Here is a 25,899-nt window from a genome sequence, read left to right on the forward strand (position 1 = left end):
TCTATTAGTTCACATCAATGATTGAACAATCGTCAATATTCTCCACGTCTTGCTAATACTTCGCGTTTCCCATTTTGCATAGCTGAAATAATGCCTTGCTCTTCTAATTGATCCATAATTCTTGCAGCTCGATTGAATCCCACACGGAAACGGCGCTGAATGGAGGAAGTCGATGTTGTCCCCGTACTGACGACAAACTCTGTCACTTCATCAAATAATTCATCTAAGTCACCGTCAGAACTCGCCCCTTTAGCCTCTTCATCATTATCATCAACGGATTCTAAAATGGCATCAATATATTCCGGTTTTTCACGAGCGCGCCAATCATCTGCAATTCTACGTACTTCATCATCACTCATAAATGCACCGTGAATTCGGACTAAATCTGTCGTACCATTACCTAAATACAACATATCCCCTCGACCGAGCAAAGCTTCCGCACCATTTTGATCCAAAATGGTACGAGAGTCATTGCGCTGCACAACAGTAAACGCAATGCGACTTGGGATATTTGATTTGATTAATCCCGTAATGACATCAACAGATGGGCGCTGAGTTGCAAGAATAACATGAATCCCCACCGCCCTTGCTTTTTGTGTCAATCGCGCAATAAGCTCTTCAATTTGCTTCCCTGCAACCATCATTAAATCAGCAAATTCATCCACAATAACAACAATATAACTCATTTTTTCGAGTGCTGGTGGCATAGTATCCATCGAGTCTCCAGGCTTCCAAATCGGATTTGGAATCGGCAGCCCCATTTCTTCAGCTTGTGCAATTTTTTCGTTATACCCCTCAATATTTCGCACAAATAATTTTGATAACAACTGATAACGACGCTCCATCTCTTCCACGCACCAACGCAAGGCATTGGCGGCTTTTTTCATATCCGTTACCACAGGCGTTAATAAGTGAGGAATATCATTATAAATAGACAATTCCACCACTTTAGGATCAATCATAATGAATTTAACTTCACTTGGTTTAACCTTAAATAGCAAACTTAAAATCATGGTATTCACACCAACTGATTTCCCTGATCCCGTAGAGCCTGCAACTAATAAATGTGGCGTTTTTGCTAAGTCAATAATAATAGGCTCACCGCTAATATCTTTACCTAATGCCATCGGTAACAAATATTTAGACTGCAAAAATACCGGAGTGTTCAATACATCTCGTAACCAAACTGTTTGTCGGTGTTTATTTGGCACTTCAATACCGATATAAGGTTTACCAGGTATCACTTCTGCAACCCGAATAGAATTGAAACTTAATGCACGTGCTAAATCCCGATCAATACCAGTCACTTTTGACGCTTTTACACCAGGTTGCAACGCTAATTCATAACGTGTCACCACCGGTCCGACTAATACATCTTCTACTTCAGCTTTTACCCCAAAATCACGTAATTTCTGAGAAATATGACGTGATGTTTCTATAATTTCAGCCTCCGTAATTTCATGCGTTTGTGCCGAATGTTGATCCAATAAATCTAATGTCGGCATAGGCGTTGTCGGCTTTGCCGTATGGGTCTGAGTAGGCTGTAATAACGGGTGAATTAACGAATTTTCATAAGGCTTATATACCGGTGCTTGTTTTTCCGGCTGCTCCTCTCGCTCAGAGACGGTCGTAATATTTTGAAACAAATCTTCCGCATCAAGTGCTTTAGCGCGTTGTTCCATTTCAGCTAAACGCTGCGCCTCACGTTCTTCAAATTGTTTTTGTAAGGCATAAAAATGCTCATCATCTTCGTCTTTGTGTGCAACTGCTGGTGAATCCGATAAACTCACAGTAAACGCTGTTTTAGATTCGTTTTCGGCCAGTGAAATAGTCGGCATAGTTGGAAAATCTTGCCCAAAATCCACCGCACTTTCTTCTTTTACAACAGGCGTTGGTAATTCAAGCTCAACGGGCTTTTCCATCAACGACGAATAGTCATCATGAATAGTCACTGTTGGTAATGGGGTATCGGATTTTAACTGGAAATCAAATTGTGTTTGATCAAAATCAGACACATCAACGGACTCAATCTGAACATGAGGCGTAGCTTGTGATATGGTTGTTGGTATAATTTGTGGCATGACTTCTTGAGTCTCTTCAACCACTGATGATTCAACAACCTGTTCTTGTGTCTCAGTTTTTGGCGTTAAACCTTTAATTTCAGGCTTCGCAAAATGAGTGACATCTACAAAATCATTTTTTCGCGTTTCTTTAGCGCTAGGCTCTGCGGTAATCGGTGTACTCTGCACATTATGCTCTGCTACTGGTGTGCTATTTTCTGTGGTAGGTTCTTCATTTTTTATCGTTAACCAATGGTAAAACTTCACTAATAACAGAATTAATGACGCACCTGAACACAATACGAATCCTACTGAACTCAATGCGATAGCCAATAAAAGCGCACCAAATTTACCTAGCACCGGCAATAACCAAGCGGTTAGCATTCCACCTAACACCCCACCAGATAAATAATAAACTGGGTCAGAAAATAACAATGCCGTTAACATGGTTAACCCACACAACATCAGTACAAACCCCATCATGCGTAAACTAAAGCGAGTCCATGTTAAAGAGTCTACTAATTTAGTGCGAATAAAATAAATGGGTGCTATAAATAAGACAAACGGAATAATATTCCCAATATAACCAAATAATGCAAAAAATAAATCCACTAGCCATGCACCTAAAAAACCCGCTTTATTAATGGTTTCAGGTTGATAAGAGGATACTGACCAAGTGCTATCAATTGGGCTATAACTCGACCATGCAATAATCAAATATAAGCCTAATAATGCCACTACACCGAAAAGTAGTTCTACAAAATATTGTTTTGGCGTAAAACGTGCCTTAATTTGTTCAATCATATTTATTATTTAAGCTGTAAAAAATTTGTTTGTTTCACTTCTTCCATGACGACATAAGTCCGCGTATCATTAACGCCCGGCAAGCGTAATAATGTTGTTCCTAACAACTTACGATAGGCCGCCATATCTGCAACACGTGTTTTAAGTAGATAATCAAAGTCACCTGATACCAAATGACATTCCTGAATCTCATCAAGCTGCTGCACCGCCGCATTAAACTCCTCAAATACATCCGGTTTACCACGTACTAACGTGATTTCGACAATCACCAATAATGGAGAATCTAATAATTCCGGATTAAGCAGAGCGCGATATCCCATGATAATACCTTGTTTTTCTAGACGTTTTACCCTCTCTAAACAAGGTGTCGGAGATAAACCTACTTTTTTAGACAAGTCAATATTGGAAATTTTGCCATTTCTTTGTAATTCATTGAGAATTTTTATATCAATACTGTCAAGTGCTTTAGTGAGCTTCTTATTCATTGTTGCCTCTAATCGATTTATTGATTTATAGCTAAATATTCTGATTCTACACTATTTTTTAACTTTTTGTGCTTTTAATGAACCTAAATAGATCGCTATCATGGTGAATACTGCACCAATCCACTGTAACGCACTAATCGGCTTGGCTAAAAAGAAGTAATCAATTAACAACGCCGCGACGGGTTCAGATAACAACAAAAGTCCCGTTAAAGCCAGCGACAATAAAGGAATCGCATAAGCGATTAGCCCCCATGCAAAACATTGCATAATCGCGCCATAAATAAAAATTAATCCCATATGAGTCAGTGTCGTCGGGAACAATTTCCCCCAATCAAATACCAGCGCGGGCACAATCAGAGCCCCCATGCCACCTAAACTAATTAATAACATCAGTGGAAATATTTGCGTTTTTTCAACTTCATGAGTTTTACGAACAAACACCATAGATAAGGCTAACATCAAACCAGACGTTATCCCTGATATAAAGCCCCATAATGCCTGTTCATTATGCGTAAATTCGGGGCTACCAATTAAACCAACGCCCAATACCGCTAATACGAGACTAAATAATTGCAGTTTAGTCTGACGTTCGTTAAACCAAATAAATCCTATGGCGGATAACCAAAAAATCTGTAAGCTATTTAATAATGTAGAAATTCCAGGCCCTACCGCATAAATACTTTCATGCCATAAAGCCAAATCAAAGCCAAGAAACACGCCCGCAATAAGCCCGTAGTATCGCGCTTTAGCAGAGCGCGGAAAATGCTGATGAAACACTCGCCCTAAGATAAGAAAAATCCCACCAGCCACTAACAAGCGCCAGAACGCGATGGCATAAGCACCAACCGGTACCGTTGCAACAATAATACTCCCAAGTCCAAAAACAATACACCCGATAACAAGTAACACGCTTGCAGAACTTTCTGAGCGCCAATCTATCCTCATTGAAGCTCCTCCAGAATTCGTAACGCATCACCCAGTTTTTTCACTGTAAAAACTGCCATGTTTTTAACCGCACTTTTCGGCTTATTGCCATAAGGAACTATCGCACGTTTAAATCCATGTTTTGCGGCCTCAGCAATACGCTCCTGTCCACTCGGCACAGGACGAATTTCACCTGCTAATCCGACTTCACCAAACACGACAACATCTTGAGGCAATGGACGATTACGAAAACTAGAAATTAAGGCTAACAACAGAGCTAAGTCCGCGCTGGTTTCACTCACTTTTACCCCACCAACAACATTCACAAATACATCTTGATCAGCCATTTGTAACCCACCATGACGATGTAGTACTGCCAGTAACAAGGCTACACGATTTTGCTCTAACCCCACTGCAACACGACGAGGATTCGCTAGCATTGAATGATCCACTAAAGCTTGGATCTCCACTAAAAGCGGTCGAGTTCCTTCCCATAAAACCATGACTGAACTCCCTGACGTTTGTTCTTCGCTACGATTTAAAAAAATAGCAGACGGGTTCTTAACTTCACGCAATCCTTGTTCTGTCATGGCAAATACGCCCAATTCATTTACCGCACCAAAACGGTTCTTATGGCTACGCAACATGCGAAAGCGAGAGTCTGTTTCTCCTTCTAGTAATAATGAACAATCAATCACATGTTCTAACACCTTAGGGCCTGCCAGTGTGCCATCTTTCGTAACATGTCCCACCATCATAATCGCAATTTGACGGGTTTTCGCATAACGCGTTAAAAAAGAAGCGCATTCACGAACTTGTGCGACACTGCCCGGCGAAGACTGAATATCTGCAAGATGCATTACTTGAATGGAGTCTATTACAATCATTTTTGGCTTTAACTGATCAGCTAAATGACAAATTTGTTCAACCGAAGTTTCAGACAACATATGTAATTTATCTGTTGGTAGTCCTAATCGATTCGCTCGCATTGCGACTTGTTGTAAAGATTCTTCACCAGTCACATACAGTGTTGTCATATTTTGTGATAACCCACACATCACTTGTAATAATAATGTTGACTTACCTGCACCAGGGTGTCCACCAATCAAAATGGCAGAACCCGGCACAATCCCCCCTCCTAATACACGATCTAACTCATTAAATCCGCTATTAAAACGCGGCATTTCTTGTAGGCTAATTTCTGCCAGAGTTTGAATTTTAGCTTGTGTTTCCCCTGCATACCCACTAAATCGATCACCTTTTGCCGCTTTTGCTGGAGCAAGGCGAACTTCTGTAATAGTATTCCATGCTTTACAAGCAGAACATTGACCCTGCCAACGTGGATAATCTGCGCCACAATCATTACATACATATGCGGTTTTTGCTGCTTTTGCCATGTTTCTCTCTATCTCATATTACATTGTTAAACGGATCAAACCGATCATACGATGCACATAGCTCCCTACTTGAACCATCTCAATCAATTGCGCCAATGCTTTATCATTATCTTTTTGCTCACTATGCTGCTGAATAATGTTTTTAACATTTTTTAATAAACGCTCATTACTTTCGATTAACTGCTCAACAATTTCCCGATCTAAACGAACATGGGATCCATCTTGAGCTTGTTTTTCCAATTTCTCTACAAGAAGCTGTTCGAACCATTTCCCATGCTCCACATAATGAAAATACAAATTAAAAAATGCCCCTACCCGCTCAACCGTTTTGACAAAATTTTGGGTAATGGTTGTTTTATCAAGATTAATCGTATCTTCAATTAATTGTTGCTCATGTTGGAAAAGTGCGGTTAATTTTTCTTCAGGATTGACCGCACTTTTTTCATGCTCAATTAATTGGCGCCAACGGGCTATCCAATCAATTGGCATTTGTAATTGGGGATTAGCTAATTTATAACCCCGTTGCGCCTTACTAATACTACTCACTCGGACACCATCAACCAAACTTAACCCTTCAACAAAAGTTAACAAATCGTCCACAACACCCGATTTTAGCTCAAATTCAGCCTCACAAATACGCTCAACTTTTTCACCCGCAACAATATCACCTTGATCTAATGCCACCTCTATTTCTGCCCCATTTGCTAGCTGAATATGCCAAAACTGACGCTGAAAATCCGTTCGAAAAATAGGATACAATTGTTGTTGTAAATCGTTTAAGTCAATATTTTCAAATGCCTCCAGCTCAGTGAATCTCTTTAATTTTTCTAATTGTGGCTGAGCGCTATCCAACACGACATTGTACTCAGGGCGAATATGTAAGCCCCCTTGAATTTTGCCATGTGTTTTCAGTGTTAGCACATGCTCATTTTCTTCACTGCGCACGCGCAATCCCATCTTTTGCTTAGCAAAAAACTGATTAACCGTATCATAGTAACAATTTTCCAACATCACCTGTTTTTGTGCCAAAACCCGAAACCCAGTCATTTCCTGGCTCAAAAAATCAGCAAAGTGATGATCTATCGCTAATTTTAGCTCAATTTCATGACTCATCTATAATTCCTTATATATCAAAAGGTTAAAATTAAAAATACAAAATACACACAACTACTCGAGAAGAATTTCTTAAGTTTTTCGATTAAAATCGTGAATTTCTGACCGACATAATGTAATATTCGCATGATTTTTTATAAAACTCTAGGATCTATTGATCCTTGTTTATTGGAGCAAACATAATTATGGCAATGAATAATATTTTAGGTTTATTTGCCCACTCACCCCTTAAACCCCTACAAAAACATTCCACTAAAGTCACAGAATGCTGTGATCGTCTCATTCCTTTTTTTGAGGCCACATTTGCTAAAGACTGGGATAACGCAGAAACATTGCGTGTTCAAATCGCCGAAGATGAACGCGAGGCGGATGCGCTAAAACGTGAAATTCGTCTTAAATTACCACGCGGTTTATTTATGCCAATTGATCGCCGTGATTTACTGGAGTTAATTACGCAACAAGATAAATTCGCCAATTATGCAAAGCGTATTACTACCCGCGTAATGACTCGCCATCTCTATATCCCAGAAGATTTACAACAACCTTTCTTAGAATATTTACAATGTAGCCTTGAATCTACCCGTCAAGCTCACCGCGTTATTGATGAAATTGATGAATTATTAGAAACCGGTTTCAAAGGACGTGAATTAAAATTAGTCAATAAATTAATTAATGAGCTAGATAAATTAGAAGATGACACTGAAGTGCTACAATTAGCTTTACGCCGTAAACTCTTTAGTATGGAAAGCCAATTTAGCCCTGTGGATATTCTATTTTTCCATAAAATCATTGATTGGGTAAGCGAACTTGCAGAGCAAGCACAACGTGTCGGCTCTCGTATTGAATTGATGTTAGCGCGTTCATAAGTGTAAATACAGAATAGGAAAATACAATGGAATTACTTAATCAATATGGCACATTGCTCATCACGATTACAGCAATTTTTGGTTTATTAATGGCGTTTGGTATTGGTGCCAACGATGTTTCTAACGCAATGGGAACCTCTGTCGGTTCCGGTACTATTACTGCTAAACAAGCTATTATGATTGCAATGGTGTTTGAATTTGCCGGTGCGTATTTAGCTGGTGGCGAAGTTACAGAAACCATTAAAAGCGGTATTATTAATCCAATGGAGTTTGTGGATACCCCTGAAGTCCTTGTTCTTGGCATGATGTCTGCACTTTTTGCTGCGGGGCTTTGGTTACTCATTGCTTCAAGAATGGGTTGGCCTGTGTCTACTACCCACTCAATTATTGGTGCAATTGTCGGTTTTGCCCTTGTGACCATTGGTTCACAAGCCGTAGAATGGGGACAACTGCGTAATATTGTAGGCAGCTGGTTTATCACTCCCGTTATTTCTGGTATTGTGGCTTACACCATTTTTATTAGCACACAAAAACTCATTTTTGATACAGAAGATCCGCTCAAAAACGCCAAACGTTTTGGACCATTTTATATGGGACTCACCACCTTTATTTTAAGTATCGTCACAATGACAAAAGGCTTAAAACATGTTGGCTTACACCTAAACGGCACAGAAACGTTCCTTATCTCACTAGGCATCGGCATTATCTCCATTATTCTGTGTAATTTCTATTTACGTAGTGAATCTTTCAAAAACCGTGTTCAAGGTGGCACCTTTGGTGGTGTAGAAAAAGTCTTTAGTATCTTAATGTTGATCACGGCTTGTGCAATGGCCTTTGCCCATGGTTCTAATGATGTTGCCAATGCGATTGGCCCACTGTCTGCTGTGGTATCTATCATTGAACACGGTGGTGAAATTGTGCCTAAAACAGCACTAGCATGGTGGATCCTTCCATTAGGTGCTTTTGGTATTGTGCTTGGTATGGCTGTGATGGGCTATCGTGTAATGGGGACAATCGGTACAGGTATCACCGATCTCACCCCTAGTCGTGGTTTTTCCGCAGAATTTGCTTGTGCAATTACGGTAGTACTGGCCTCTGGAACAGGTTTACCAATCTCAACAACACAAACGCTGGTTGGTGCTGTATTAGGTGTCGGCTTTGCTCGTGGTATCGCGGCTTTAAACTTAACGGTTATCCGTAATATTATTGCCTCTTGGGTTGTTACCTTGCCAGCTGGCGCAATTCTTGCTATTGTTATTTATTATTGTTTAAAAGCTATTTTCTTCTAATATAAAAGTGCGGTCAGTTTGATAAAATAATTGGCCACACTTTACATTCTGTGAGTTAAGTGACATTGTTATGAAAAAAATCACGAAAATTCTATTTTCTTGTTTATGTTTAACTGCTGCTATGCAAGTGCAAGCTGCTACCCATTATGTCAGTGAAAATTTAAACACCTTTCTACGCAAAGGTGCGGGGGATCAATTTAGAATCTCAGGCGCAATCCAAGCGGGTGAACCCGTCACTGTCTTAAACCAAAAAGATAAATATAGTCTCATTCGTGATAGCCGAAACCGTGAAGGTTGGATCTTAACCAGTGAGCTAAGCAACTCACCAAGTAGTAAAGAAGAAAATCCAGCACTTAAAAAACAAATTCAAGAGCTGAGTCTAAAACTCAACAAATTAGACGAGGACTGGCAACAACGTACGGCAGAAATGCAACGTCGTACTCGTCAAGCAGAGCAGCAAAGTAGCGAGCTATTAGAAAAAAACTCGCAACTTAACCGAGAATTAGAAATCACCAAGAATAAAAACCGTGATTTAGAAGCATTGTTGGATGCCGGCAAACGTGAAATTGCGATTCAATGGTTTATCTACGGTGGTTCCGTATTAGGCGTAGGATTAATACTTGGGCTGATTATTCCTCTTATTTTGCCAAAACGCCGTCGCAGAGATGGCTGGTCATAGATCTTATGCCGGCACAAATTTATTTAGTTGGAGGAGCTGTGCGAGATCAGCTCCTTTCTTTACCAATCAAAGATCGAGACTGGGTTGTCGTCGGCGCTCAACCAAGCGATTTAATTGAGCAAGGGTATCAACAAGTTGGCAAAGATTTTCCTGTCTTCCTCCACCCCGACACAAAAGAAGAATACGCCCTTGCTCGAAAAGAGCGAAAATCAGGGCAAGGTTACACTGGCTTTTCCTGTGATTTTGGCCCTGATGTCAGCCTAGAGCAAGATTTAATTCGTCGTGATTTGACCATTAATGCCATCGCGCAAGATGCCCAAGGCAATCTACATGACCCTTATGGTGGGATTAACGATCTTCAACAGCGCATACTCCGCCACGTCTCCCCTGCCTTTATTGAAGATCCGCTACGTGTGTTGCGTGCTGCTCGTTTCGCTGCCCGGTTCAATTATCTAGGATTTCGTGTTGCTGAAGAAACTTTAGCGTTAATGCAGCAAATTAGCAATAGCCATGAACTCCAATCCCTTTCCCCTGAACGCATTTGGTTGGAAACGGAAAAAGCATTCAATGAGCCTCAGCCTGAAATCTATTTCCAAATTTTACATCAAGTGGGCGCTCTTGCGATCTTATTTCCTGAGTTAAATGCCCTCAGTGGCATTCCTAATCCACAGGAACATCATCCTGAAATAGATAGTTTTGTTCATACCATGATGGTACTTCAGCAAGCGAGCAAACTTGTCCAGGGTACTTCATTCAACCAAAGTGCGGTCGGTTTTGCTGCAATTTGTCATGATTTAGGCAAGGCTCTCAGTCCCCAACACCTATTGCCCCATCATTATGGCCATGAAAAAAAAGGACTTTCTCCTATCAAACAACTATGCCGCCGTTTAAAACCGCCTGTCGCAGTACAAGAATTGGCGGAGATCTGTTGTGAATTTCACACACATATTCACCGCGCCTTTGAATTACGCCCTAAAACGATCTTAGAGCTGTTTAACCATTTAGATATTTGGCGAAAACCTCAACGTTTTGAAAGTTTTTTATTGGTTTGTGAAGCTGACAGTCGAGGAAGATTAGGGTTTGAACAACGCGCCTATCCCCAAAAAGAATATATTATGCAATGCTACCATGCAGCGTTAAGCATCGATGTACAACACGTTATCGCAGATGGCTTTACCCAAAAAGCCATTCGAGAAGAACTTAATAAGCGTCGCTTAGGGGCGCTCACAGAATTTATTCAGACTTATCGCTCAACATAATAATCAAATTTCTTTATCAAAGTGAACTTGCTATAATAGAAAACGTGAATTCTTTTATGAGTACAAACATGAAATTCAAATCTCGTTTATTTTTGCTACTTGGGCTCTTGCCCTGCGCACTATCCGCACAATGGCTCAACGTTGGCAATGCAGATTACAACTGGGGCCCGTTCCATGTGTACACGATTTCATTGTATTCCGAAACCGGTGAATACCACGCTGGCCAACGCCCACTCATGTTGTCCATCACTTTTGCGAAACCTGTTGAAGGAAAAGATTTCGCTATCACGCTAATGAAAGAAATGGATTCCTTAAATATTGAGGGATTACATCGTGAAACAATTGTGACAACACTACAAAAAATTCTGCCTGATTTTCAGCCAGGAGATACGCTCAGTTACATCGCTCTAGAAGGAAACGGTTATTTTGTCATTAATGACACTATTTTGAATCATGACTTTGATCGTCAATTCACTGATGCATTTGTCGCTATTTGGTTAGCTGAAAATACGAATTTTACCCGCTTAAGATCGCGACTAATCGGGCAACAAAAAAATGAAGTGGCACAACCTGAACATCCGATAGCACCTGAGAGTACTCCGCCCTCAGAAGAAAATGCCGACCCTGAATTATTGCCTAAACCCGATCAAGCTTCTTAGAAGATAAGTGTTCGCGATTTGGTAAGGTTTTAATCCAAAAGAAAAAGAACCAATATTCAATAATGAGCAAGATAATAATCGCGATTTTGCCCACTATACTGGGTGAAAAATAAAACGACAATGCCATCATACTGGTTGAAATAATCAAAATATAGGCTTTAGATTTTGCTGTTAATGCCCGTTGCTCATTGAATGTTTTCAAATATTTATGATAAATTTTGCTTTGTACAAACCAGTGATGTAATTTAGGAGAACTTTTAGTAAAGAAAAATAATGTACACAATAAAAAAGGGGTGGTTGGCAAAATTGGGAGAAACACGCCAATAATGCCCAAACCTAAGCAAAGAAAACCGAGCAAAATATAAATGACTTTCATAAATAACACCCAATAAATAAGAATTGTTCTCAAGTATAATACAATTCCTAACAGATGAAAATGACTGAACAACCTTTAATCACCGATAAACAACACGAATTAGAATCTATCGTTGCGCAAAAAATTACAGCAGCTTATCACAACACATCTCCCAAATTTCTGCTTGCATTAAGCGGTGGTTTAGATTCAACAGCCTTACTCCTGTTATTGGCAAAACTTCGCCAAATCTTGCCAAATCTTGCTTTGCGTGCTGTGCATATTCATCATGGATTAAGTCCTAATGCCGATGCTTGGGCGCTGCATTGTCAATCACTTTGCCAGCAATTAAATGTGCCATTTTTATGTTGCAAAGTACAAATTGATCGCAAAAACGGTATAGAACAAGGCGCACGTGAAGCGCGTTATCAAGCCATTGCGCAAATACGCGACCCTGATGAAGTGGTCATTACCGCCCATCATCAACAAGATCAAACGGAAACTTTTTTGCTTGCTCTAAAGCGAGGAAGCGGCTTGCAAGGCTTAAGTGCTATGCAAACACACAATACCGTCTATCATTTGCCTATTTTTAGGCCGCTACTGAATATTTCACGTCCACAACTGGAAGCCTATGTAAAAACACACCATATGACTTGGGTAGAAGATGAAAGTAATGAAGACGATCACTACGATCGCAACTTCTTACGTAATCAGATCTTAGCGCCCTTACGTGAACGCTGGACATATTTCGATCAAGCGGTGCAGCGCTCTGCGCAGCATTGTTTTGAACAACAACAGCTCATAAACGAACTACTAGCGGAAATCTTTCATCAAATCTATCAAAAAACAGACCGCTCTTTATCCATTGCTCATTTCCACACATATAGCAAACCCAAACAATGTGGTTTATTGCGTTTATGGCTCACAAAACATCAACTTGCTATGCCATCACAAACACAGCTATATCAACTGATTAATGATGTGATTTTTGCCCAAGCCGATCGTAATCCACAATTCCAATTACAACAAAGCGTGGTGCGTCGCTACCAATCGAGATTGTATATTACACCGTGCTTTCACGATATTCAGAAGCAAGAAATCCCAATTCAATTAAATGAAACTATCGAACTGCCAGATGGATTAGGGAAACTTTCTCTCAGCAAAAATCAAGAAAAACTCACCGCACTTTGGCAACAACACCATCACCAGTGGAAAAGTGAATTTAATTCATCAGAAACACACTTTACCATTCGTTTCAGCTATTCTGGTAAAATCAAATTAAACACACACAGCGCAAACCAAGATATCAAAAAAGTTTGGCAATCACTCAACGTCCCACCTTGGCAAAGACATCGTATTCCATTAATTTTTGAAGGAAACAAGCTTAAAAGTGCGGTGGGTTTTTTTACCACTTTTTAAATAAAGCGCCACAAATAAGCCTAATCGGTGTGCTCTAGCGCCATAAGTCCATCACCTTCAACAAAAATAGGATATATTTTATCCAATTAATATAGGTGAGATGATAAATTTTTTTATATGATATAAAATATTACGGTTCATCTAACAACAAGATAAATACATCACTATCTATCAAAAAATAGCATTTTTCACCAAAAAACAAAGATATTTTATCATTTTATAAACCTTTTACTACCCGCCAATAAAGAATAAGCTATTGATTAAAAAGAAAAAATGAATAAGTGGCAATATTTTATTCCACATTGCAAAAAATATTTTACATATTAGAATCATAAAACCTATAACACATTATGAGGAATACAATATGCAAACAACAAAAAATGTTTCTTCACCAACTGATACGATTGAAAGCCCGTCCACTTGGTCATCAAAATTACACGCATTAGGTCCAGGCATTCTTATGGCTTCTGCCGCTGTCGGCGGTTCACATATTATTGCTTCTACCCAAGCCGGTGCGATTTATGGTTGGCAATTAGCCATTATCATTATTTTAGCAAATTTATTTAAATACCCGTTTTTCCGTTTTGGTGTCCAATATACATTAGATTCGGGAAATACTTTGCTTGAGGGCTATCGCCAAAAAGGTCAGATTTATCTGTGGGTTTTCTTCATTTTAAATGTGTTTGCAACCATGATTAATACTGCTGCAGTTGGGCTTTTATGTGCAACGATTTTGACTTTTGTTCTCCCTATTTCTATTCCCGTACCCGTATTAAGTTTTGTTGTTATCGGTATTAGTGCGCTCATCTTGTTATTAGGCAAATATCGCTTATTAGATAATTTATCTAAACTCATTATGATTGCTCTTACAGTCACAACGGTTGCTGCTGTTGCTATTGCTTTATTTCGTAACGGTATTCATGGAGTTGCCACGCCTGATCACATCAGTGCTTCACCTTGGAATTTAACCGCATTGACTTTTATTGTGGCGTTAATGGGCTGGATGCCTGCACCTATTGAAATTTCTGCCATCAATTCCATGTGGGTTGTCGCCAAACGTCGTCTCACGCCGGTGTCTTATAAAGACGGTATTTGGGATTTTAATGTGGGCTACATCGGCACCGCGATTCTTGCGATCGTTTTTTTAGCCTTAGGCGCATTAGTACAATATGGTTCCGGTGAAGCTGTAGAAATGGTTGGGGGCAAATATATTGCACAATTAATTAATATGTATGCCGTTACTATTGGTGACTGGGCACGAGGTTTAATCGCTTTTATTGCGTTTATGTGTATGTTTGGCACTACAATTACCGTCATCGACGGCTATTCACGTACCAATGTTGAGTCTTTACGTTTAATTTTAAAACGCCAACAAACAACACCAAAATACTTGAACTTAGCTATATTATTTGCGGCTATTTCAGGATTAGCGATTATTTTCTATTTCAATAATGCCGTTGACCCTATGCTAAAATTTGCAATGATCGCCTCTTTTGTTTCCACCCCGGTCTTTGCGGCCTTAAATCTGTCATTAGTATTAAAAGGTAAGCATAAAGTGAAAGGCGGATTACTCTGGCTTTCTTTAATGGGATTATTCTATTTAACTGCTTTTACAATTCTCTTTATTGTTCATCGAGCAGGTTGGTTAAACTAAAAAGCATAAGGCGGATTCTGAGAATCCGCCTGATTATTAAGCTTCGTTCAATACGCGTGGAAATAAGATATTATTTTCCGTATGTACATGTAAGCTCAGATCGTCCACAAACTCCTGTACGCCACGATATAATGTCTGCCATGTATTACAAGCATCTGCAGGAGGTGTCATGTTATTAGTCAAAGCTCTTAGCACATCCAAACTATCATTGTGCTCTGCATGTTCATGCTCCATCACCTGAATAGGCATACGAGCCATTGCGTACTGCCCAGCCTTAATCATAGGAAACAAAATCTGCTCTTCTTTCATCATATGTTGACTTAAATCGGCATAAATATGTTTCAGTTGAGCAGCCAAACCAACCGGGCAATCCTCACGATCACCATGTACATCTTCGACTTTTTCTGCCAAAGGAATTAACGTTTGTAACTGTACACGATGATGCTCGTGAAAACGCGATAAAATATAAGCAATTGTCTCGTCATAACTTGCGGTTAGCCATTTTTGATCATCAGCCATTTAATCACCTCTTTGTATCATTAAAACCGACTAAAATAGTAGGATATTTTGCCCCTTTCCCAAAGAAAATCTTATTGCCTTTTGACCTTTTTGTGATTTAAATCAAAACACATACCTAAAAACAGGGAGGACTTTTCTATTATTTCTCGCTATGCTATGGCTATGTTTCCACAATATGCACCCAAACTATGAAACGTTTTTTACTTACGCTCGCCATGTGCAGTCTCACATATACCGCCTTTGCTTTAGAAAAAGCCCCACGTGTTATGCCGGAAGGAGGGATTAATAAAGCATTATTAGGACAAATTTTATTTTTTGACACCGCACTTTCTCTAAATGGCACACAAAACTGTTCAACCTGCCATAGCCCTGATACCGCTTTTGTGGATCTACGAGATAATTCAGCCAAACGCATGGTATCACAAGGCGATAATCCCGCCTTATTCGGCAACCGAAACTCGCAAACCATGCTATATGCCAAGTACAGCCCTGAATTTCATTATGATGATGCAAGTGGAGAATATATTGGGGGGCAATTTTGGGACGGTCGCGCTAAAAATCTTGCCGAACAAGCAGGGCAACCACCAATTAATCCCGTAGAAATGGGCATGCCTGACAAACGTAGTGTGGCTGAACGACTCTACCTCACGCCCATGTATCAACAACTCTTTACCCAACATTATGGCAAAGAAGTATGGCATTCCGTAGAATCCGTTTACGCCGCGATGGAAGATGCTCTCGCGGTCTTTCAACAAAACATGCGCTTACTCGCACCGTTTGATTCTAAATATGATAAATACTTACGTGGAGAATACCGCCTAAGTTCTCAAGAAGAAAAAGGAAAAAATTTATTTTTTGACCGCACTTCAACTAACTGTTCCAGCTGTCACCAATTACATGAAACAGGACACCAAGAAGAAACATTCACCAATTACCACTACCATAATATTGGCGTACCTAAAAACCCTCGTCTAATCGCCCATAACCAACTCAGTGAAGACTTCGTCGATTTGGGGTTATTTGAAAATCCTATGGTGCAAAATGATGAGCAACAAAAAGGCAAATTTAAAGTTCCTACCCTCCGTAATATTGCTGTAACCGGCCCTTATATGCACAATGGTGTCTTCAGTGAACTGCGCACTGTATTACTCTTTCTCGATCACTACAATAATCCAAATCGTCGCATAAACCCTGAAACAAACCAACCTTGGTCAGCGCCTGAATATGCTCCTACAGTGAATCACCAAGAGTTAAAGTCAGGAAAAGCGCTGAGTGATGAAGACATTGATGCACTGCTCGCTTTTTTAAAACTGCTCACAGACGAACGTTATGAATCGTTATTAGAATAACCGCCTTTAGGGGAAAAAATGGCGAAAAAATAACAATTTCACTAGCCAGCTTGACACGTTTTAGTTAAAATTTACCTAATTTTTGGTTAGGGGTTAGCCCTATTTTATTCACCTAGAGGATCAGTTTATGGATTTTCCAAAAATCGCAAGTCAAGTCATCGACAAACTCGGCGGTAAAGAAAATATCGTTACCGCAGCCCACTGTGCAACTCGTCTACGTATTGTGCTTAATGACGAAAGCAAAGTAGACAAAGAGGGAATTGATAATATCGACGGTGTTAAAGGCCAATTTTCTGTAGCTGGCCAATATCAAATTATCTTTGGTTCAGGCACAGTAAATAAAGTCCATACCGAATTAAGCAAATTACTTGGCATCGGTGATGTGAGCAAAGCGGAAGTGGCGGAAGCTGCTAGTGGCAATCAGGGTCTATTACAACGTCTAGTAAAAGGATTAGCGGATATCTTCGTACCGATTATTCCAGCAATTGTTGCTGGTGGTTTGTTAATGGGTATTCACTCCATGTTGACTTCCATCGGTTTCTTTTGGGAAGGGCATTCTGTTGTCACCAAATATCCTCATGTTTCTGATTTAGTTGATTTTATTAATACTATTGCTAACGCGCCATTCGTTTTCCTGCCTGTACTACTCGGTTTTTCCGCTACCCGTAAATTTGGTGGAAATCCATTCTTAGGTGCCGCATTAGGTATGTTGCTTGTCCACCCTGCGCTAGCAGATGGCTGGAACTATGCAAAAACCTTGATGGAAGGCAATATCACTTACTGGAATGTGTTCGGTCTAGAAATCGAAAAAGTCGGTTATCAAGGTACAGTAATCCCAACCATTATTTCAGCTTGGGTACTTGCCACCTTAGAAAAAACCTTCCGTAAATTTGTACCGTCTTATTTAGATAACCTCATCACACCATTATTTTCCCTCTTTATTGCAGGTTTCTTAGCATTTACCGTTATTGGCCCATTTGGTCGTGAAGCCGGTTCGCTTATCTCTGCGGGCTTAACATGGTTATATGATAATCTTGGTTTCATTGGCGGAGCAATATTCGGAACATTCTACGCGCCAATTGTTATCACAGGTATGCACCAAACCTTTATTGCAGTAGAAACTCAATTACTTGCCGAAGTTGCTAGAACGGGAGGGACATTTATTTTCCCAATCGCTGCAATGTCTAATATTGCACAAGGTGCCGCCTGTTTAGGTGTGGCATTCGCATTAAAAGATCCTAAAGTTCGCGGTTTAGCTGTGCCATCTGGCGTTTCAGCTCTATTAGGCATCACTGAACCGGCCATGTTCGGGGTCAATTTACGTTATCGCCAAGCCTTTATTTCTGCCATGATTGGTTCAGGTCTAGCAAGTGCATTTATTGCCCTCTTTAATGTCAAAGCAATTGCGTTAGGCGCTGCAGGTATTTTAGGTCTCCCATCAATCAAACCTGATAATCTTGCAATGTACAGTGTTGGTATGGCTATTTCCTTTATTGTTTCTTTTAGCCTTTCGACTATCTTAGTAAAACGCGCTCACGGAAAATAATTAAAAAGATACCGCACTTTTATCCATAAAGTGCGGTGATTTTCTCAAAAGTTTCTTGCTTTTTTAGCCCGAATCCGTAAAATGCAAACTTCCTGTCATCGCTGAATTAGAGATCGGCGAATGATGTATTTAAACACTCAACCAATTTTAGGAGTAAATATGTCTCTAAGTACTGAAAAAAAAGCAGCAATCATTGCTGAATATGGTCGTGACGGTAAAGATACCGGTTCTTCTGAAGTGCAAATCGCCTTGTTAACTGCACAAATTAATCATTTACAAGCACACTTCGCAGAGCACAAAAAAGATCATCACGGTCGTCGTGGTTTATTACGTATGGTTTCTCGTCGTCGTAAACTATTAGATTATTTAAAACGCACTAACCTTGCGCTTTATACTGATCTTATCGCACGTTTAGGTTTACGTCGCTAATTGATACTAAAATCCCACTTATCAAAGTGGGATTTTTTTCGTTATATCAAGTGTAATAGATAAAATGGTTGTTAAAAAAGGATTGAGTAATCATGATCTCAATCCTTTCTCATTTTTTAGTCTTTACGATATTTTCTAAACACTAATGTAGCATTCGTTCCACCGAAACCAAAGCTATTCGACATTACCGTCGTCAACCCTGCATTTTCTCTCGTTTCCGTTACTACATTACAACCTTTCGCTTCTTCATCTAAAGTTTCAATATTAATGCTTGGCGCGATAAAATCATTTTCTAACATTAATAACGTATAAATCGCTTCATGCGCACCAGCAGCACCCAGTGAATGACCTGTCATTGATTTAGTTGAAGAAATTGCAGGAACCTTATCGCCAAATACAGCTTTGATTGCGCCCAATTCTTTCACATCACCGACTGGTGTTGATGTGCCGTGTACATTAATATAATCAATTGGAGTATCAACCGTTGCCATCGCTTGTTTCATACAACGCTCAGCCCCTTCGCCACTTGGTGCAACCATATCATAACCGTCTGAAGTCGCGCCATAACCTACAATTTCAGCATAAATTTTTGCACCGCGCGCTAAAGCATGCTCTAACTCCTCAACAACAACGACAGCACCACCACCAGCGATCACGAAGCCATCACGATTTGCATCATAAGCACGCGAAGCTTTTTCCGGAGTATCATTATATTTTGTCGACACTGCACCCATCGCATCAAATTCTGTGGCACATTCCCATGACAACTCTTCAGCGCCTCCAGCAAACACAATATCTTGTTTACCTAATTGGATTAATTCCCATGCATGGCCAATACAATGTGCAGATGTTGCACACGCTGAACTTAAACTATAATTCACACCACGAATTTTATAAGGCGTTGCTAAACATGCTGAAACACTTGATGCCATCGTTTTAGTCACTGCATAAGGGCCTACAGCTTTCACACCACGTGGACCACGAACCGCATCACAAGCGATAAGTTGGTTATGAGCAGAACCCGTTCCCGCCCCAATGACTAAACCTGTTCTATCGTTAGATACTTGCTCTTCAGTTAAACCTGAGTCTTCAATAGCTTCTTTCATTGAAAGATAAGCATAGGCAGCGGCATCACCCATAAAACGATAAATTTTACGATCAATATGCTCACTTGGGTTAATCTTTAACGTTCCTGCCACATGACTACGCATCCCCATCTCAATAAAACTTGGCATAACTTCAATACCTGATTTACCAGCCTTTAATGATGCCAATACTTCTTGTTTATTATTACCAATACTTGAAATCACGCCAAATCCAGTAATTACTGCTCTTTTCATGTGTTTTATTCCTTATTATGAAGAATATGTGCTAATTTAGCTTACAGTTGTTCGCTAACGCGGTAACATACTATAAAAACAATATTATGCAAAGTCTAAATTATAACATACGACCAGTCTATTTTTGTTATTATATGCCTAATTTTACTAAAGGAAGAATTTTTATGCGACAACTTCAGTCTATCAATCTCGACTTTAATCAAAGTAATACCCCTGTTTCTCCCCAGTTTGACGATGTCTATTTCAATAATCAAGATGGATTAGCAGAAAGTCGCTACGTTTTTCAAGAAGGCAATCAGCTTTGGGAGCGCTGGTTAAATTTTTCGCATTCCGTTTTTATTATTGGAGAAACCGGTTTTGGTACAGGGTTAAACTTTTTGGCAGTGACGCATCTATTTCGTGAATTTCGTCAGCAATATACACAACACCCACTAAAACGCCTGTTTTTCATCTCATTTGAAAAATACCCCATTGCGCTTGAACAGCTCAAAATTATCCATCAGCACTACCCTGAATTCAGCACATTAACACATCAGCTTCAACAAAATTGGATTGAGCCCATAGAGGGGTGTTATCGTTTTCATTTTGCTGAAACAACGCTAGATATTTGGTTTGGGGAAATTAGTGAGCAACTTCCTCAACTCGGGGATTATATGAATAACAAAGTTGATGCGTGGTTTTTAGATGGATTTTCTCCCGCCAAAAATCCCGATATGTGGAATACTGCTGTCTATCAACAACTCTTTCGCCTCACTAAACCCGATGGCACACTAGCCACCTTTACAGCAGCAAGCCATGTACGGAAAGGCTTAGAACTCGTTGGCTTCACCCTTAGCAAGCGTAAAGGCTTTGGTAAAAAACGGGAAATGCTAGTGGGAAAAAAATCAGAAAATCATACCGCACTTCCTCCGCATTTTCCCTGGCAATTGCCACAAAGTGCGGTCAATCTTTCACAAGATTTTCGTATCGCCATTATCGGAGGTGGCATTGCGTCCATGTTCACCGCCCTTTCCCTCTTACAACGGCAAGCCAAAATCACACTGTATTGCGAAGATCCGGAAGTTGCTCTCAATGCCTCAGGAAATAAGCAAGGCGCTATCTATCCGCAATTAAGTGACGATGATGAACGTAATATTCGTTTTTATGTTCATGCCTTTGCCTATGCTAATCAGCAATTACGCTGGGCAGAATCTAATCACATTAGCTTTGAGCATGATTTTTGCGGAGTCGCATTATGTGCTTATAATACTAAAACCGCCGAAAAACTGGCAAAAATTGCCCAATATGGTTGGTCCCCCAATTTTTATCAATCTCTTTCTCAAGCTAAATTAAGTGAAAAAGCTGGACTGCCACTGCCTTGTGGAGGAGGCTTTTTTCCTCAAGGTGGTTGGCTTGCTCCGCGTCAATTGGTGCAAAATTTATCAAAATATTTGCAATCCCATGGTGTTGAAATAAAATTTTTGCAAAAAATCACCGCACTTTCTTCCAAACAATCCGGTTGGATATTACATAATCAACATCACGATAGCTTTTATCATGATGCCGTCATCATTGCAAATGGCTATCAATTAAATCAATTTGAACAAACTCAACACCTCCCTACTTATGCTGTACGAGGGCAAGTAAGCCAAATTCCAACTTCTGACAACTTGTTAAAACTCAATACGGTCTTGTGTTATGACGGTTATTTAACCCCTGTCGATCAAGAAAAACGCAGCCATTGTCTAGGCGCAAGCCATGTTCGTAATAATGACAGCCGTGCTTTTAGTCAAATAGAACAACTAGAAAATCAACAAAAAATCCAACAAAACCTGGCCCATGTAGCATGGACACTAGACATTGATACCAGTGACAATATAGCGCGACAAGGAATTCGCTGTTCCGTGCGAGATCGCATTGCAATGATGGGCAATGCACCTAATTTTATGCAACAAATTGAGGACTACAGAGACTTATATAATTTACGACGTCGCCGACAAGCAATTAAAAACGCAGCTAATTTCGATAATCTGTTTATCATTGGTGCACTCGGTTCACGGGGATTAACTTCAGCGCCTCTTTTAGGCGAGACCTTAGCGTCTTTAATTTATGGGGAACCATTGCCATTAAGTGAAGACATATTGCATGCACTAAACCCAAATCGGAGTTGGATCCGAAAGTTATTAAAGGGCAATCGCATAAACAATCCCTCTAAATAACCCCAAATGGCAAAGGATAGACTGAGTCCCAGCTGTGAAAATAAACTTACATCGAGTGGGACTCACATAGGATCATTTAACAGGTTATGCCGCAACCATAACCATTGCAGGGCGAATAACGCGACCATTTAATAAATAGCCTTTTTGCAATACTGTTGTGATTTGATTACTTTCAAATCCCTCTGCTGGTTGCATAGAAATAGCCTGGTGCAAATCCGGATTAAACGCCTCGCCTATTACGCCCACAGGCTCAATCTCAAAACGTTTTAAGGTCGTGAGTAGCTCTTTTAAGGTTAATTCTACCCCATCAAATAACGCTTTAATACCTGTGTCATCGGTGTTAGCCGGAGTTGCTAACGCGCGCTCTAAGTTATCTACTGTATTGATAATATCTTTAGCAAATTTTTCTAATGCAAATTTATGCGCTTTTTCCACGTCTTGTTCAGTACGGCGACGGATATTGTCGATCTCCGCACGAGTGCGCAACACCAAATCTTGTTCTTTTTTCAAGCTTTCTTCCTGTTGCACAGCCAGTTGAGCTTCTAACTCTTGCACTCGAGCAACGGCTTCTTCTAAAGAGGTCTCCCCACTATCATCATTGACGACTTGCTCAGCCCCCTCTTCTAGCTGAACTTCTTCCATTGTCACTTGTTCTAATTCTTCACTATTTTCCACTTTCTGTTCTTTGTCAGACATGAATCTCTCCGTTAGTCAGTTTAAGATCAATATATCTTATTGTAACAAAAAATAATGAATTTGCATGATGAAACACACAAACTCAGATCATTTTATTGTAATATAAGGACTAAATTATTTTAATCAAGTTAATCTGTCAGTTTTGGAATTATTTATGGGCAATCTCTTTAGCCAAGCAGAAATGAAAGCATTACATTCCTCCTTTAACACTATTGGCCTCGTTGGTAGACCAAGGAATGACTCGTTACAAATGCATAAAAACTTATTTCAATGGTTACTTGAACGAGGATATCATGTATTAGTGGAAGATGGATTAGGCCAGGATCTCAACATACCTGAAAATCATATTGCCTCCTTAGATGAAATTGGCCTACAAGCAGAGTTATGTATTGTCATCGGCGGTGATGGCAATATGCTTGGCAAAGCACGCGTTTTATCCAAGTACAATATAGCTTTAATTGGGATTAATCGCGGTAATTTGGGGTTTCTCACCGATATTGATCCTAAAAATGCTTATGCTCAATTACAAGCCTGTTTAGATGGGGAATTTGTCGTTGAAGAACGCTTTTTACTAGAAGCACATATTGAACGTAATGGTGAATATGTTGCCGCTGGTAATGCGGTTAATGAAGTTGTTATACACCCAAGTCAAATCGCCCATATGATAGATTTTCAAGTTTATATTGATGATCAATTTGCATTTTCTCAACGTTCTGATGGACTGATTATCGCCACGCCTACTGGTTCAACGGCGTATTCCCTTTCAGCGGGAGGACCTATTTTAACTCCACAACTCAATGCCATAGCACTTGTACCAATGTACCCCCATACTCTTTCCTCTCGTCCCTTAGTCTTAGATGGAAACAGCAAAATATCCATGCGTTTTGCTGACTATAACATATCACGTTTAGAATTGAGTTGTGACAGCCAAACTGCTGTACCTTTCTCCACCAATGATATTGTTACCGTTGTGAAAAGCCCTCATAAACTGCGCTTATTACACTTAAAAAATTACAATTATTATAATGTGTTAAGTTCCAAATTAGGGTGGCTAAAAAAATTATTCTAACTTTTTGATAAAAAACCTTTACTGTATAAAAAAACAATATATACTAATATTTATACAGTATCCGGAGGTTTTTATGCTTACTCAACTTACTATTAATAATTTTGCCATTGTCCGTCACCTCAATATAGAATTTGCCAAAGGTATGTCGGCGATCACAGGGGAAACTGGTGCAGGTAAATCTATTGCTATTGATGCGCTAGGCCTTTGTTTCGGGCAACGCACAGAATTGGCTATGCTAAGAGAAGGTGCGGAACGAGCTGATGTAAGTGCCACCTTCCTACTTGAAGAAAATGCCAGTGCTTTATCTTGGCTAAAAGACCATGATCTACAAGATCAAGATAATCCTACAGAATGTATTTTACGCCGCATTATCAATCATGATGGGCGTTCAAAAGCCTTTATCAATAATACGCCTGTTCCAGCCTCCCAACTAAAAAAGCTCGGACAATATTTGACCCATATTAATGGGCAACATGCTTCACAATTATTGCTAAAGCCTGACCATCAATTGCATTTATTAGATAATTATTGTTCACATCCTCAATTACTTGCCACAATGCATGAAAAATATCACCACTGGAAACATATTCAACAGCAGGTACAGCATTTTCAACAGAAACGCGCTGAAAACGAGGCAGCTAAACAACTATTACAATATCAAGTTGAAGAACTTGACGAGTTTAATCTAAAACAAGGTGAGTTTGAAGAACTCGAAACAGATCATTCTCGCTTATCAAACAGTGAAGAATTAACCACACTTACTCAATCTTTATCAATGTTATTAAGTGAAAACGAATCAGTTAATATCGATTCTATGCTTTATCGCGCCACGCAATATGTTGAAAACCTCACCGAAATGGACACCGCTTACCAAAACGTCAATAGCATATTGCAAGAAGCACTTATTCAAGTGCAAGAAGCAACCCGTGAGATTCAGCATCTTGCGTCAAATATTGAACAAGACCCACAATTATTACAAGAAATTGAACAACGTATGGGACAAGCAATTCAGTTAGCGCGCAAACATCATGTTGCACCTGAAAACTTATATTTACACCATCAATCCCTCAAACAGAAATTAGCTGAACTCACTGATCTTTCCCATAATGAAGAACAGTTAAAAATGGAAGAGCACTTGGCTTATCAAAATATGCAAACGGTGGCTACTGAGTTATACAAAAGCCGTCAACAAGGCGCGACTAAATTAGCTAAAAATGTGACTCAATCTATTAAGCAATTAGCTATGGAAAATGCAGAATTTTTTATTGATATTCAACATGATCTAAATAAAACCTCTAGCAACGGCAGTGATACCATTACTTTTACTTTACGCAGCAACTTAGGTCAAAGCACCCAGCCTTTATCCAAAATTGCCTCAGGTGGTGAACTATCACGTATTGCGCTAGCCATTCAAGTGCTTACATCGGATCAATCCGCGATTCCAACTTTAATTTTTGATGAAGTCGATGTCGGAATCAGTGGTGCAACTGCAAGTGTTGTTGGTAAACTTCTACGTCAACTAGGGCAAAAATGTCAGGTGCTGTGTGTTACTCATCTCCCTCAAGTCGCTTGTCATGCACATCAACAGTTTAATGTAGAAAAATCTGTGGTAGATGAAAAAACGGAAACAAAAATGACCGCACTTTCACAAAATGAGCGTGTCAATGCCCTTGCTCGTTTATTGGGAGGAAGTAAAATTACGGATACTGCACTGGCTAATGCAAAAGAAATGCTAGATTTGGCAGCTTAGATTGTAAACAATTTCTCCCCTATCACGGGGAGAAATTTCATAA

Annotated in this window: 21 protein-coding genes and 1 pseudogene; 13 read left to right on the forward strand and 9 right to left on the reverse strand. The window is 39.7% G+C overall.

Translation table 11 applies throughout. The features are described from left to right. Nucleotides 1–32: 32 nt before the first annotated feature. Genes CVP05_RS09380 through CVP05_RS09400 form a run of 5 tightly spaced genes read right to left on the reverse strand, consistent with a single transcriptional unit; the run spans nucleotide 33 to nucleotide 6,783 of the window. Nucleotides 33–2,864, reverse strand: a complete 2,832-nt coding sequence (locus tag CVP05_RS09380; RefSeq protein ID WP_100289315.1) for a DNA translocase FtsK — start codon at nucleotides 2,862–2,864, stop codon at nucleotides 33–35. A gap of 5 nt (nucleotides 2,865–2,869) precedes the next feature. Beyond that, the gene (gene lrp, locus CVP05_RS09385) at nucleotides 2,870–3,349 is read right to left on the reverse strand and encodes a leucine-responsive transcriptional regulator Lrp (RefSeq protein ID WP_100289316.1); all 480 of its coding nucleotides are present in this window, start codon (nucleotides 3,347–3,349) and stop codon (nucleotides 2,870–2,872) included. 51 nt (nucleotides 3,350–3,400) lie between these two features. Then, nucleotides 3,401–4,294, reverse strand: coding sequence for a DMT family transporter (locus tag CVP05_RS09390; protein ID WP_100289317.1), 894 nt, complete (start codon nucleotides 4,292–4,294; stop codon nucleotides 3,401–3,403). Beyond that, nucleotides 4,291–5,670 (reverse strand): DNA repair protein RadA, encoded by a 1,380-nt coding sequence (radA, locus tag CVP05_RS09395; RefSeq protein WP_100289318.1) that lies wholly within the window; start codon nucleotides 5,668–5,670, stop codon nucleotides 4,291–4,293. The genes CVP05_RS09390 and radA overlap by 4 nt, the downstream gene beginning before the upstream one ends. 18 nt (nucleotides 5,671–5,688) lie before the next feature. Then, a complete protein-coding gene (locus tag CVP05_RS09400) occupies nucleotides 5,689–6,783 on the reverse strand; it encodes a CYTH domain-containing protein (RefSeq protein ID WP_100289319.1) in 1,095 nt (364 codons plus the stop codon). A 185-nt stretch (nucleotides 6,784–6,968) separates the two neighbouring features. Between CVP05_RS09400 and CVP05_RS09405 the strand changes: the two genes are divergently transcribed. From CVP05_RS09405 to CVP05_RS09425, 5 genes are all read left to right on the forward strand, one after another. After that, nucleotides 6,969–7,649 carry a TIGR00153 family protein gene (locus CVP05_RS09405; protein WP_100289320.1) on the forward strand — a complete coding sequence of 227 codons (681 nt, stop codon included), beginning with the start codon at nucleotides 6,969–6,971 and terminating at the stop codon, nucleotides 7,647–7,649. 26 nt (nucleotides 7,650–7,675) lie between these two features. Continuing rightward, nucleotides 7,676–8,938, forward strand: a complete 1,263-nt coding sequence (locus CVP05_RS09410; protein ID WP_100289321.1) for an inorganic phosphate transporter — start codon at nucleotides 7,676–7,678, stop codon at nucleotides 8,936–8,938. A gap of 70 nt (nucleotides 8,939–9,008) precedes the next feature. Continuing rightward, complete coding sequence (locus tag CVP05_RS09415; RefSeq protein ID WP_100289322.1) at nucleotides 9,009–9,617, forward strand: TIGR04211 family SH3 domain-containing protein; 609 nt, start codon at nucleotides 9,009–9,011, stop codon at nucleotides 9,615–9,617. A 5-nt stretch (nucleotides 9,618–9,622) separates the two neighbouring features. After that, complete coding sequence (locus CVP05_RS09420) at nucleotides 9,623–10,876, forward strand: multifunctional CCA addition/repair protein (protein ID WP_100289323.1); 1,254 nt, start codon at nucleotides 9,623–9,625, stop codon at nucleotides 10,874–10,876. A gap of 68 nt (nucleotides 10,877–10,944) precedes the next feature. Then, a complete protein-coding gene (locus CVP05_RS09425) occupies nucleotides 10,945–11,535 on the forward strand; it encodes a hypothetical protein (protein WP_100289324.1) in 591 nt (196 codons plus the stop codon). On the opposite strand, the gene CVP05_RS09430 is transcribed toward CVP05_RS09425, so the two are convergent. Next, nucleotides 11,513–11,911: a YbaN family protein gene (locus CVP05_RS09430; protein WP_100289325.1), complete on the reverse strand. Its 399-nt coding sequence runs from the start codon at nucleotides 11,909–11,911 to the stop codon at nucleotides 11,513–11,515. The genes CVP05_RS09425 and CVP05_RS09430 overlap by 23 nt on opposite strands. 60 nt (nucleotides 11,912–11,971) lie before the next feature. Between CVP05_RS09430 and tilS the strand changes: the two genes are divergently transcribed. Both tilS and CVP05_RS09440 read left to right on the forward strand, forming a co-directional pair. Continuing rightward, nucleotides 11,972–13,306: a tRNA lysidine(34) synthetase TilS gene (gene tilS / locus CVP05_RS09435; RefSeq protein ID WP_100289408.1), complete on the forward strand. Its 1,335-nt coding sequence runs from the start codon at nucleotides 11,972–11,974 to the stop codon at nucleotides 13,304–13,306. Nucleotides 13,307–13,670: 364 nt separating this feature from the next. Then, nucleotides 13,671–14,960: an NRAMP family divalent metal transporter gene (locus CVP05_RS09440; protein WP_100289326.1), complete on the forward strand. Its 1,290-nt coding sequence runs from the start codon at nucleotides 13,671–13,673 to the stop codon at nucleotides 14,958–14,960. A 36-nt stretch (nucleotides 14,961–14,996) separates the two neighbouring features. Here the strand turns inward: CVP05_RS09440 and CVP05_RS09445 are convergent. Beyond that, nucleotides 14,997–15,470 (reverse strand): annotated as a pseudogene (locus CVP05_RS09445) (hemerythrin domain-containing protein); the annotation flags it as partial. 197 nt (nucleotides 15,471–15,667) lie between these two features. On the opposite strand from CVP05_RS09445, the gene CVP05_RS09450 reads away from it, so the two are divergent. The 3 genes from CVP05_RS09450 (at nucleotide 15,668) to rpsO (ending at nucleotide 18,803) form a co-directional block, all read left to right on the forward strand. Then, nucleotides 15,668–16,828 (forward strand): cytochrome-c peroxidase, encoded by a 1,161-nt coding sequence (locus CVP05_RS09450; protein WP_100289328.1) that lies wholly within the window; start codon nucleotides 15,668–15,670, stop codon nucleotides 16,826–16,828. 127 nt (nucleotides 16,829–16,955) lie between these two features. Then, nucleotides 16,956–18,374: a sucrose-specific PTS transporter subunit IIBC gene (locus CVP05_RS09455; protein ID WP_100289329.1), complete on the forward strand. Its 1,419-nt coding sequence runs from the start codon at nucleotides 16,956–16,958 to the stop codon at nucleotides 18,372–18,374. Between the two features lie 159 nt (nucleotides 18,375–18,533). After that, entirely contained in the window at nucleotides 18,534–18,803 is a 270-nt protein-coding gene (rpsO, locus tag CVP05_RS09460) for a 30S ribosomal protein S15 (protein ID WP_100289330.1), read from the forward strand. Between the two features lie 116 nt (nucleotides 18,804–18,919). On the opposite strand, the gene fabB is transcribed toward rpsO, so the two are convergent. Beyond that, a complete protein-coding gene (gene fabB, locus CVP05_RS09465) occupies nucleotides 18,920–20,143 on the reverse strand; it encodes a beta-ketoacyl-ACP synthase I (RefSeq protein ID WP_100289331.1) in 1,224 nt (407 codons plus the stop codon). A gap of 164 nt (nucleotides 20,144–20,307) precedes the next feature. Between fabB and mnmC the strand changes: the two genes are divergently transcribed. Continuing rightward, on the forward strand, nucleotides 20,308–22,341 hold the full coding sequence (gene mnmC, locus CVP05_RS09470; RefSeq protein WP_100289332.1) for a bifunctional tRNA (5-methylaminomethyl-2-thiouridine)(34)-methyltransferase MnmC2/FAD-dependent 5-carboxymethylaminomethyl-2-thiouridine(34) oxidoreductase MnmC1: 2,034 nt from the start codon (nucleotides 20,308–20,310) through the stop codon (nucleotides 22,339–22,341). A gap of 84 nt (nucleotides 22,342–22,425) precedes the next feature. On the opposite strand, the gene grpE is transcribed toward mnmC, so the two are convergent. Next, complete coding sequence (gene grpE, locus CVP05_RS09475) at nucleotides 22,426–23,037, reverse strand: nucleotide exchange factor GrpE (protein WP_100289333.1); 612 nt, start codon at nucleotides 23,035–23,037, stop codon at nucleotides 22,426–22,428. A gap of 181 nt (nucleotides 23,038–23,218) precedes the next feature. On the opposite strand from grpE, the gene CVP05_RS09480 reads away from it, so the two are divergent. Then, the gene (locus CVP05_RS09480) at nucleotides 23,219–24,106 is read left to right on the forward strand and encodes an NAD(+) kinase (RefSeq protein ID WP_423739133.1); all 888 of its coding nucleotides are present in this window, start codon (nucleotides 23,219–23,221) and stop codon (nucleotides 24,104–24,106) included. Nucleotides 24,107–24,179: 73 nt separating this feature from the next. After that, nucleotides 24,180–25,856: a DNA repair protein RecN gene (gene recN, locus CVP05_RS09485; protein WP_100289335.1), complete on the forward strand. Its 1,677-nt coding sequence runs from the start codon at nucleotides 24,180–24,182 to the stop codon at nucleotides 25,854–25,856. The last annotated feature ends 43 nt before the right edge of the window (nucleotides 25,857–25,899 follow it).

Origin of the sequence: Conservatibacter flavescens, assembly GCF_002795425.1 — a bacterium.
Taxonomy (GTDB): Bacteria; Pseudomonadota; Gammaproteobacteria; order Enterobacterales; family Pasteurellaceae; genus Conservatibacter; species Conservatibacter flavescens.